1 protein-coding gene is annotated in these 345 nt (G+C 67.8%); it reads right to left on the reverse strand.

The features are described 5' to 3' along the window. Window positions 1-71: 71 nt before the first annotated feature. On the reverse strand, window positions 72-345 hold a 274-nt coding region (locus EN850_RS34550; RefSeq protein WP_210238052.1), incomplete at its 5' end, for a hypothetical protein.

A 345-nucleotide genomic window follows, 5' to 3' on the forward strand; every position in this document is an offset into this window, starting at 1 on the left:
ATACTGGAAGCGTGATGGCGGTCCGAATCGATCCAATGCGCGCTTCAGCAAGCGTTGCTGCGATCCCCTATTCAGGGCAGATCGACGTGCAATGCCGGGTCGTTGAAGCGCGAATAGCGCAGGCGCAGCTGGAAGCTGCGGCCATGGCTGCTGCCACTGCGCACGATCTGCCGCGGCAGGCCCTGGGCATCCACCCAGTATTCCAGGCGTTCGCCGGGCTGGGCACCGCGCAGCCGGTAGTGACGGGTCTGGACCCCGTCCAGCGCCTGGCTGCCGAGGTCTTCGGCCTGCAGATCGGCCGGCAGGGCGTCGGCCGGCAGCGGGTTGCGCCATGGCTCCAGCAGG

Source organism: Mesorhizobium sp. M8A.F.Ca.ET.207.01.1.1 (assembly GCF_004794715.1).
Classification (GTDB): domain Bacteria; phylum Pseudomonadota; class Alphaproteobacteria; order Rhizobiales; family Rhizobiaceae; genus Mesorhizobium.